This window comes from Mesorhizobium sp. WSM4819, from assembly GCF_055811215.1.
The window spans coordinates 204,900-214,166 of the sequence record NZ_JBVVQO010000007.1 but is presented as its reverse complement, the minus strand read 5'-3'; the positions used below and the strand labels follow the sequence as shown (position 1 = coordinate 214,166).

Genomic DNA, 9,267 nt, shown 5'->3' with positions numbered 1-9,267 from the left:
TCATCGGCCACCTGAAGAGCTGCCGCGAGGAGGTCATCGAAACGCCTGTCTGGCTGGGCCTCAAGAAGGGCGAGCCCTGAAGATGCGCCTGATCGCCTTGCGCAAATCCGAGGCCGCGACACAAGAAGCGCGGCGCAAAATCAACAAGGAAGCCAAGGCCAAGGGCAAGCAGGTTCAACCGGAGACGCTGATTGCTGCCGGCTTTGTTATCCTTGTGACCTCGCTTGACCAGGAGGAGTTTCCCTCCGGCACAGTTCTCAAGCTCTATCGCATGCGCTGGCGCATCGAGCTCGCCTTCAAGCGTCTGAAGAGCCTGATCGGACTGCGCGCGCCTCCCGCCAAAGACCCAAGGATCGCAAAGCCTTGGATTCTTGCCCACTTCCTCATCGCGCTTGTGACCGAACCCCTCTCGCAGGAGTTGGGTGTCTCTCCCCCTTGAGCGACGGACGCCCGCTGCTGTGGCGCGCTACCCGCCAGATCGTCGCCTCTCTGATCGCAGCGATCTTTGCTCAACCTCCCTTGGCAACCCTGCGCCAAAATCTCCATGCCTTGCGACATCGATGGCGTGAACCACCACGAAAGCGCAAATTTCAGTCCATGCCGAAGCTATCTTAGCGCATATGCCCTCAAAGGGGGGAGAAAGCGCTCAATCCAGACCGGAAAAACTCTCTTCGTCGAGCACTTCGGTTCCGCCAAGCCGGAACGGTGCGAAGGACGCGCGGTGCAGCCGCGCCACCGGTCCATGCGCCTCGATCGCCGTGCGGTGGCGGAGCGTGGCGTAGCCCATATGGAGCTCGAAACCGTAATGCGCGTGATGGCTGCCGCAGCCGCACATCATGCGGTCGCGCATCACCTTGGCGACGATCGAGGCGGCGGCGATCGACTGCGAGCGCTGGTCGCCCTTGATCAGCGCTCTGCCTTCGCATGGCAGTCCGGGCGGCACGTCGCGGCCGTCGGCCAGGGCCAGCTTTGGCTGCACCGAGAGCCCGACCAAGGCGCGGCGCATCGCCTCGAGGCTGGCCTTGAGAATATTGCTGCCATCGATGCCTTCCGCGCTGACCGACGCCATCGACACGGCAAGAGCGGAGCCGAGGATTTTCAGGAACAGCGCCTCGCGCTGCAGGTGGCTGAGGCGCTTGGAATCGTCGAGACCGTCGGGAATGTTGGCGGGATCGAGCACTACCGCTGCCGCGACGACCGGTCCGGCCAGCGGGCCGCGCCCAGCCTCGTCCATTCCCGCCACCGGCCACAGGCCTTCGGCCATCGCCTTCGTCTCGAAGGAGAAATCGGGTCTCTCAACGATTTCGAAGAGAAGCGGAGAATCAGAACGCGCGCGAGCCATGTTGCGGCGAGGTTCGCATCGGCTCCGATTCTCCGCAAGCCCCTCCGGGTCGGGTGAGGCACCGGACCCGGAGGGCACCGTCTGCAAGCCCGGGGACAGGACAGGCCGGACGGGATTTTTTCATCTGCCGCCGGCGTCGGCGGCAGACGATGTCTTCAAAGCAGCATCAGTTGCTCGGTTGCCTTGGCTGCGGCGACGAACTGGTCGGTCCTGAGCGACCGCCGCTCGGCGTTGAGGCCAAGCCGTTTGGCGGCAATCTCGAAGCGCCGGCCGATCTGCCAGGCATAGGGGCCGGAGCCTTTCATGCGCTTGCCCCATTCCGAATCGTAATCCTTGCCGTCGCGCATCGAGCGGATCAGCGACATGACGTGACGGTAGCGGTCCGGATAATGACGCAGCAGCCAATCCTTGAAGATCGGCGCGACCTCCAGCGGCAGGCGCAGCAGGACGTAGCCGGCCTCGCGCGCTCCTGCCGCACGTGCCGAATCGAGGATTCGTTCCATCTCCTGATCGGTCAGGCCGGGGATGATCGGAGCGACCATGACCGAGGCCGGAATGCCGGCATCCGAAAGCTGCCTGATCGCCTCCAGCCGCTTGGTCGGCGTCGACGCGCGCGGCTCCATCGTTCTGGCCAGCATACGGTCGAGCGTCGTCACCGACAGCGCCACCTTGGCCAGCCCGCGTTCGGCCATGCGCGACAGAATGTCGATGTCGCGCGTCACCAGCGCGGATTTGGTGACGATGCCGACCGGGTGGCCGCGCGCCTCCAGCACTTCGAGGATCTCGCGCATGATCCGGTACTGCTTCTCGATCGGCTGATAGGGATCGGTGTTGGTGCCGATGGCAATGGTGCGCGGCTGGTAGCCGTCCTTCGACAATTCCTTGTCGAGCAGCCGCGCCGCATCCGGCTTGGCGAACAGCTTCGATTCGAAATCCAGTCCCGGCGACAGGCCCATGAAGCTGTGCGTCGGCCGCGCGAAGCAATAGACGCAGCCATGTTCGCAGCCGCGATACGGATTGATCGAGCGGTCGAAGGAAATGTCGGGCGATTCGTTGCGGGTGACGATGGTGCGCGGCTTCTCGACCTGCACCTCGGTCTTGAACGGCGGCAGCTCCTCAAGCGAATTCCAGCCATCGTCGAACACATGCCGGCTGACCGGCTCGAACCGGCCGGACGGGTTGATGCGGGCGGACCGGCCGCGATTGCGCTCCGGACGGATACGGACGCCACTCTCCTCGATCATTGCATTGGCCATCTCGGCTCTTCCAGCCCCGAAGGCAGCAATGTCGGCACGCACGATCTGTTCCATTTTCGCCCTCTCCCAGGGACTGTCGGCTGGCTGTCGAATCGCTCTGTTCATGAAAATAATCCTATTTTATTCGATGGAACAAAGCAAGAACATTTTTATGAAGCGACGCAAGAACTGGCGCTGCGCCCGGCTTTCCGCTATTCGGCTAACGATGCTCAGCGTTCTCATCCAGACCCTGAATGACGAGGAAAGACTTGCCCGCACGCTCGCCTCGCTGATCGGCGGCGCGGTCGAGGGCGTGGTGCGCGACGTTATCGTCTGCGACACCGGCTCGACCGACCAGACGCACCGCGTTGCCGAACATGCCGGCTGCCTTTATGTGGCGAGCGGCGGCATTGCTGCCGGCATCAGGCAGGCCAAGGGCGACTGGCTGCTGCTGCTGGAGCCGGGCGCGCGGTTGGGCGAGGGCTGGATCGACGAGGTCGTCGCCCACACCGCCAGGCAAACCATGCCGGCGCGATTCTCGCGGGCGCGCGGCAACCGCGTGCCGTTCCTGTCGCGGGTGTTTTCGGGAAACCGGGCACTGGCCGAAGGGCTGGTGATCAGCAAGCGTCAGGCCGCGGCTCTATCGAAAAATGCCCGCAGCGCCGAAGCTATCGCCCGCGGCCTTGCGACCAAGCGGCTCGACGCCGAGATCTGGGTGGCGCCGGTGAAGTGACGGTCGTTTCTTTGCCGGCAAGCGGGCGAGGGACGGTCGCGTCGTTTGCTGCGGTAGTTCCGACGAACTCCTGCATGCGGTGATGGCCGGACATGATGGAATCCGCATTGGCGCGATTCGTCGGAGGAATGCATATGCTTGTCGTCCTGCGGGAAACTCGCGATACTCGGCGACATTTCGGGGAGATCGCAGATGAATGTATCCAAATTCGTTCGTATCGCCTTGCTGGCAGCCGCTTGCTCAGTGCCAACGATCGCGGTGGCGCAGGAGTTGTCGCTTTGGTCGGTTTATGAGAACACGCTCAAATCGGCCAAGTACATCGATCTGACCCATGCCTTCGAGCCGGTGCAGCCGGTATGGCCGGGCTTCGCCAACGCCAGGTTCAAGGCGGCTGTCGCCGGGAAGGACATCGAGGGCTACGTCAAGGCCGGCGAAGAGTTCACTTACGACAAGCATGGCTTTGTCGCGAGCGCCTACGAGTTGACGACGGACCAATATGGCACGCAGCTCGATCCGCCCTCCCACTGGAATCCGCTCGGCGCAACGATCAGCGACCTGCCGGCCACCTATGCCGTGCGGCCGCTCGTCGTCATCGACATCAGCGGCAAGGTGCAGGCTGACGAAGGCTATCACCTCCAGGTCGCCGACATCGAAGAGTGGGAAAAGCGGCACGGCCGCATACCGGAAGGTTCAGTCGTCTTCGTGCGTTCGGATTGGTACAAGAAATGGTCCGATGCCACGCGCTTCAACCAAAAACCGTTTCCAGGCGTCAGTTTGGACGCACTGAAATTCCTGCATCTGGAGCGGAAGATCCTGTTTCATGGTCATGAACCGCTCGACACCGACACCACGCCCAATCTCGAAGGCGAACACTGGCTGCTTCACAACGACTTCACTCAGGCAGAAGGCGTTGCAAATCTCGACAAGGTGCCAGAGGCCGGCGCGTTGGTCACAATCGGCTTCGCCAAGCCGCTCGGCGGGTCAGGCGGATACGCGCGTTACATCGCGATTGCACCCGCCGACTGGACCGAGGGCGTCTCGGTAACCGAAGCGCCTGGTGCGCCGCTTACCCGGCAAACCGCGCCGCTCAAGCGCGACGAGAACGGCGTCTTCCGCCCGACGCCCTGATAGTAGAGGATATCATCGGGGCGGCAGGGCCGTGGCACGTCCCATTCCACGCGATTTGTGGCGCAAGTCGGGACATAAGGTTCAGACGACCAGCCCTCCGGCGCTCGCGAAAACGTGACTGTCCCGATGATAGCCATCACAATTGCTAGCGCTATCGTGGCATGAGCGCCAATCCTGCCACGGGAGACAGCCTTGCTCCGCCTGTCCGCCTTTGTTCTGCTGACTGTGGCTTTCTGGCCGTTCGCCGCGTCGGCCCAGGAAGAGCCGCCGCCGTCGAGATGCGTTGCGATCGCTGAAGCGCTGCCGTCGGCCACCTTTGCCAGCTTCACGGCGCCAAACGCGCAGACGTCTCGGCTGGCCGAGGCTTTCGTCGACGGCGACGTTACGATCACCTATGCCGGCCATTCGACCTACGTGATCGAGACACCCTCCGGCGTCAGGATCGCCACTGACTTTTCCGGCGTCTATGGCGCCGACCCGCTGCCGCGCGTCGTGACTATGAACAAGGCCCACCGCACCCACTATTCGGACCATGTCGATCCCGGCATCGAATATGTGCTGCGCGGCTGGAATCCGGACGGCGGTCCGGCGCGCCACGCGCTTGTCGTAGACGATGTCTATATCCGCAACGTGCCGACGGATATCCGCAATGGCGGCGATCTTGGCAAGGACGGCAATTCCATCTTCATTTTCGAAGTGGCTGGCCTCTGCATCGGCCATCTCGGCCATCTGCACCACCGGCTGGAGGATGCGCATTACGGCGCCATCGGCCGTCTCGATATTCTCATGGTGCCTATCGACGGCGGCATGACGCTGTCGCTCGACCGGATGACCGAAATCACCGCGCGGCTCTATTCCTCGATGATCCTGCCGATGCATCGCCATGCGACCCCGATCAGCGAGTTCACAGGCAGGATGGGCGATGATTTCGCGGTGGAATTCCTCGCCGGCCGATCGCTGACGGTCTCACTGAAGACGCTGCCCGACCGGCCCACGATCATCATCCTCGAAGGTGTTTGATCGCTTCTGCTTGATCCAATCCGCCATGCGTGGGCTCTTGCTAACTTGTCTTGGTGCCGCCGCGCCGCAGATGCTCGTCCAGGCGCGGCATGATCTCGACGAAGTTGCAGGGCATGTGCCGGTAGTCGAGCTGCGGCTTCAAAATGCCGTCCCAGGCGTCCTTGCAGGCGCCGGGCGAACCCGGCAGCACGAAGACGAAGGTCGCGTTGACGACGCCGCCGGTCGCCCGGCTCTGGATCGTCGACGTGCCGATCTTGTCGTAGGAAATGCGGTGGAACACTTCGGAAAAGCCGTCCATACGCTTTTCGAAGATCGGCTCCAGCGCCTCCGGCGTTACGTCGCGGCCGGTAAAACCGGTGCCGCCGGTGGTGATGACGACATCGATCGCTTCGTCCCTCGACCAGTTCTGAACCTTGTCGCGGATTTTCTCGCGGTCGTCGGTGACGATGTCGCGGCCGGCGAGAATATGGCCGGCCTCGACGATGCGGTCGGCCAGCACCTGGCCGGATTTGTCGTCGGCAGGGCTGCGCGTATCGGAAACGGTCAGCACCGCGATGCGCACGGGAATGAAGGAACGGCTCTCGTCAATCCTGGCCATATGCGTCAGGCTCCGATGTCATGCTTCGCGTCGCGGCGACGAACCAGTCGGGATGGCGGCTGCGGATATCGACTGCGGCCCGCTTGGCGACATTGCCGGTCTCGAACAGCCCAAAACAGGTCGCACCGGAACCGGACATTCGCGCGAACCCCGCTCCGGCCTTGTTAAGCACCGAAAGCGCCTTGCCGATAACCGGTTGGATCGCCCGTGCCGCAGGCTCGAGATCATTGCGGGTGATCTCCAGCCAATTGCGGATGCTGTGGAAGTCGAGGTCGCGCGGCAGCGGCGGCAGTCCGTCATTGTCGCGATGGGGAAGCGCATTGAACACATCGGCCGTGACGATGGCAGTGCCGGGATTGACGAGAACCAGCCCGAGTGCGGGAAAGCTCGGCACGGCCGACAATTCGTCACCGACGCCGCACGCGATCAGCGGCCTTGCCATAAGGCACATGGGAACGTCGGCGCCCAGCGAGAGGCCGACCCGCGCCAGGTCGGCATCGTCGAGGTCCAGCCGCCATGTCTCAGCCAGCCCGCGCAGCACCGTTGCGGCGTCGCTCGAGCCGCCGCCGACGCCGGATGCGACCGGCAGGTTCTTTTCGAGCCTGATTGCGACCGGCGGCGTATGCCGCGGACCACCCTGTTTTCGCAGCGCATCGCGCGCTTTCACGACCAGATTGCTGTCGTCGAGCGGGACTGCGGAGGCATATCGGCCTGACACGGAAAACCCGTCGCTGTCGGCGAGCTCGATGTCAACCCGGTCGCCGAAGCGCGTGAACACCGCCAGGCTCTCGATCGTGTGATAGCCGTCGGCGCGCCTGCCGGTGACGTGCAGCGCGAGATTTATCTTGGCATGCGCATGCAATGCCCGGACCCTATTGCCGGAAGCCACTGTCTCAGCCACGAGGGGGATGATGTCAGTCCTTGGCCAGGCGGTATTCGCCGGTCTTCGGGTCCCTGACCAGCGTGCCCATTGTGCCGTTGGTAGCCTGCTTTTCGGTGCGCCGTATCTTGGCCGTCACGCGCTCGGCTTCCCTGACGAAGGAGCGATAGCCGAAATAGGCGAGCAGGCCGACTGCGATAAAGAAAATGATCTGTGGCATGTCAAACTCCTCCCTCGCAAGGCCGACTGCGGCGCCCGTCGGGCCGATCAAGCTTTAAGTTAAACGCTTTCGCCGGTTTTTCAAAGCCCGAAGCGCGCCCACAGCGCGCGCTCTTCCGCCGCATCGATCACGCCGTTTGCGGCAGCAGCGGCGATCTCGGGCGCCGAAAAGCCGCCTCTGTTTGAGCCGAACCAGCCGAAGCGGCCGAACAGGCCGCGCGGCGCCGTGATCAGCTTGAGCTGGGTTTTCGGCCCGAAGCGAGCCCTCAGCACGCTGCGCATATCGCCGAGCGCATCGACAAGGCCGAGCTCCAGTCCCTTCTTGCCGGTCCAGAACAGGCCGGTGAACAGGTCCGGGTCGTCCTTGAGCTTGGCCCCGCGCCGGTCCTTGACGAGGTCGATGAAGGTCTCGTGGACCTCGAGTTGCAGCGCCTTCAGCCGCTCGATATCTTCCTTCTTCTCTGGCTTGAACGGATCGAGCACCGCCTTGTTCTGGCCGGCCGTATGGACGCGGCGCTCGACGCCGATCTTCTTCAACAGCTCGGGAAAGCCGAACGAGGCCGACACCACGCCGATCGAACCGACGATAGACGACGGATCGGCAAAGATCTCGTCGCCGGCGACCGCGATCATGTAGCCGCCCGACGCTGCCACGTCCTCGACGAAGACCAGGACCTTTTTGTTCTTCTCGGTCGCCAGGTCGCGGATGCGTCTGAAGATCAGCCGCGACTGCACCGGCGAGCCGCCCGGCGAATTGATGGAAATGGCGACCGCGGGCGCGTCGAAGGAAAACGCCTTCTCGATGGGGCCGGCGGTGGATGCCAGCGACAGGCTCGGCCGGAACGCGCCGCCGCCGGGCATGATGGTGCCGTGCAGCCGGATGACGGGAATGGTGACGATGTCGGAGCGCCAGGATTTCGGCAGCAGGCGGTTCAGGAAGCGTTTCACGGGGTCTCCGGTCAAAATTGGCTTGCAGGCATGTAGGGATTCGCCGGCCAACGGCAATGCCGCGACGCGGAGCCGGCCAAAAAGGCTCAGTCGCCGAACAGCGAAGCCATCCCGTTGTTGATCATCTCGGTCCGCTCCGTGGGGCCGTCACCGGATTGCGCGTGCAGCATCAGCGGCGGGCGGATCGACAGTTTTCCGCGTGCGCCGAGGATTGCCCTGACGACGATGCGGATCGCCGCTGCCTCGGGGCGGGGGTGGACGGCCAGCATCTCGGCGTCGCCGAAGCGGCCTGATATCGCATCGAGGATGGCGCCGAGCTGATCTGGCCTGGCAATCACGGCAAGACCGCCGCGCGGCCTGACCACGGCAGCCGCGCTTCGGATCCAGCTGTCGAACAGCCCGTCCTCCATCACATGCGCCGCCTTCCTGAGCGGGTCGGGCGTGGCGCGATCCTCGGCGGCGTTGAAGGGCGGGTTCATGATGACGAAATCGAAGGAATTGTCGGCAAGCCCGGTGGCGGTTCGTGCCTGGCCCGACAGCGCGACGTCGGCGGCGAGCACCGAGGCGCGGTCGTTGAGATGCGCATTACCGGGGTGGGCAAGCGTCGTTGCGGCGAAGGCCGCCATTTCCGGAGACCGTTCGATGAGCACGGCCTCGGCATCAGGACAGCGCGACAGCACGGCCAGGCCTGCGGCGCCAGCACCCGCGCCGAAATCGGCAAGGCGCCCGGCGAAGGAGGACGGCACGGAAGCCGCCAGCATCATGGCGTCCATGCCTGCGCGATGGCCTGCCTGTTTCGGCTGCACCAGCCAGAATCGCCCGCGATGGAAAGCATCGACCGTATGGGCCGGCGTGTCCTGGGTGGCGCGCGCCGCGGACATTACTTCTGGCGCATCTCGTTGGCGATGCCGGCATCCGTCAGGATGCGCCGCGCCGCATCGGCCTGGTCGGCTTCGACCATGATGCGCCTGGGCAGGATGCCGATCGAACCGTCGAGCACGCTCATGTTCTGGTCGGCGACGAAACAGCCGATGCCGGCATCGCGCATCAGCGATTCGACAAAGGAGATGATCACGGCGTCGTTGGTGCGGATAAGCTCTATCATAGGACGAAACTCGCAGGTTGCAGCGTCTATGTAAACGTGGCTGGCTTCCGTCGCCACCT

12 protein-coding genes are annotated in these 9,267 nt (G+C 63.8%); 4 read left to right on the top strand and 8 right to left on the bottom strand.

Annotated elements, in window-relative coordinates; genetic code table 11:
• On the top strand, nt 1–439 hold a 439-nt coding region (locus AC0L18_RS09615; RefSeq protein ID WP_473491832.1), incomplete at its 5' end, for a transposase.
• A gap of 207 nt (nt 440–646) precedes the next feature.
• On the opposite strand, the gene AC0L18_RS09610 is transcribed toward AC0L18_RS09615, so the two are convergent.
• On the bottom strand, nt 647–1,342 hold the full coding sequence (locus tag AC0L18_RS09610) for a ribonuclease HII (RefSeq protein WP_473491831.1): 696 nt from the start codon (nt 1,340–1,342) through the stop codon (nt 647–649).
• Between the two features lie 155 nt (nt 1,343–1,497).
• Complete coding sequence (locus tag AC0L18_RS09605; RefSeq protein ID WP_473491829.1) at nt 1,498–2,652, bottom strand: PA0069 family radical SAM protein; 1,155 nt, start codon at nt 2,650–2,652, stop codon at nt 1,498–1,500.
• Between the two features lie 151 nt (nt 2,653–2,803).
• Between AC0L18_RS09605 and AC0L18_RS09600 the strand changes: the two genes are divergently transcribed.
• The 3 genes from AC0L18_RS09600 (at nt 2,804) to AC0L18_RS09590 (ending at nt 5,458) form a co-directional block, all read left to right on the top strand.
• The gene (locus AC0L18_RS09600; protein ID WP_473491857.1) at nt 2,804–3,310 is read left to right on the top strand and encodes a glycosyltransferase; all 507 of its coding nucleotides are present in this window, start codon (nt 2,804–2,806) and stop codon (nt 3,308–3,310) included.
• 192 nt (nt 3,311–3,502) lie between these two features.
• A complete protein-coding gene (locus AC0L18_RS09595; protein ID WP_473491828.1) occupies nt 3,503–4,438 on the top strand; it encodes a cyclase family protein in 936 nt (311 codons plus the stop codon).
• A gap of 192 nt (nt 4,439–4,630) precedes the next feature.
• Complete coding sequence (locus tag AC0L18_RS09590) at nt 4,631–5,458, top strand: MBL fold metallo-hydrolase (RefSeq protein WP_473491826.1); 828 nt, start codon at nt 4,631–4,633, stop codon at nt 5,456–5,458.
• Nucleotides 5,459–5,498: 40 nt separating this feature from the next.
• On the opposite strand, the gene moaB is transcribed toward AC0L18_RS09590, so the two are convergent.
• The 6 genes from moaB to AC0L18_RS09560 all read right to left on the bottom strand — a co-directional run bounded on the left by moaB (nt 5,499) and on the right by AC0L18_RS09560 (nt 9,208).
• Nucleotides 5,499–6,056 carry a molybdenum cofactor biosynthesis protein B gene (gene moaB, locus AC0L18_RS09585; protein WP_128172011.1) on the bottom strand — a complete coding sequence of 186 codons (558 nt, stop codon included), beginning with the start codon at nt 6,054–6,056 and terminating at the stop codon, nt 5,499–5,501.
• A complete protein-coding gene (locus AC0L18_RS09580) occupies nt 6,043–6,945 on the bottom strand; it encodes a 4-(cytidine 5'-diphospho)-2-C-methyl-D-erythritol kinase (RefSeq protein WP_473491825.1) in 903 nt (300 codons plus the stop codon). The genes moaB and AC0L18_RS09580 overlap by 14 nt, the downstream gene beginning before the upstream one ends.
• A gap of 25 nt (nt 6,946–6,970) precedes the next feature.
• Nucleotides 6,971–7,156 (bottom strand): hypothetical protein, encoded by a 186-nt coding sequence (locus AC0L18_RS09575; protein WP_077381693.1) that lies wholly within the window; start codon nt 7,154–7,156, stop codon nt 6,971–6,973.
• Nucleotides 7,157–7,236: 80 nt separating this feature from the next.
• Nucleotides 7,237–8,103, bottom strand: coding sequence for a S49 family peptidase (locus AC0L18_RS09570; RefSeq protein WP_473491824.1), 867 nt, complete (start codon nt 8,101–8,103; stop codon nt 7,237–7,239).
• Between the two features lie 86 nt (nt 8,104–8,189).
• Nucleotides 8,190–8,984 carry a tRNA1(Val) (adenine(37)-N6)-methyltransferase gene (locus tag AC0L18_RS09565; protein WP_473491823.1) on the bottom strand — a complete coding sequence of 265 codons (795 nt, stop codon included), beginning with the start codon at nt 8,982–8,984 and terminating at the stop codon, nt 8,190–8,192.
• Nucleotides 8,984–9,208, bottom strand: a complete 225-nt coding sequence (locus AC0L18_RS09560; protein WP_023799382.1) for a putative signal transducing protein — start codon at nt 9,206–9,208, stop codon at nt 8,984–8,986. Before AC0L18_RS09560 ends, AC0L18_RS09565 begins: the two co-directional genes overlap by 1 nt.
• Nucleotides 9,209–9,267 lie beyond the last annotated feature (59 nt).